Source organism: Psychrobacter sp. TB20-MNA-CIBAN-0197, from assembly GCF_040309765.1.
GTDB lineage: Bacteria > Pseudomonadota > Gammaproteobacteria > Pseudomonadales > Moraxellaceae > Psychrobacter > Psychrobacter submarinus.
In genome coordinates, this window is the sequence record NZ_JBEOPC010001038.1 from 1 (window position 1) to 253 (window position 253).

Annotated in this window: 1 protein-coding gene; it reads left to right on the plus strand. The window is 66.8% G+C overall.

Features of this window, described 5'->3' with window-relative positions; genetic code table 11:
• The coding region (locus tag AAEY83_RS17055) for a tripartite tricarboxylate transporter permease (protein ID WP_502945213.1) at positions 1-253 on the plus strand (253 nt) is incomplete at both ends.

Sequence of the window (253 nt, forward strand, 5' to 3'; positions counted from 1 at the left end):
GTGCGGCACCCTGATCGGCACCGTCGTCGGCCTGCTGCCGGGCCTCGGTCCGATCAACGGCGTGGCGTTGCTGATTCCGATCGCGTTCGCACTCGGCCTGCCGCCGGAGTCGGCGCTGATCCTGCTCGCGGCGGTCTATCTGGGCTGCGAATACGGCGGCCGGATCAGCTCGATCCTGCTGAACATTCCGGGTGAAGCCTCCACCGTCATGACCACCCTCGACGGCTACCCGATGGCTCGTAAAGGTATGGCC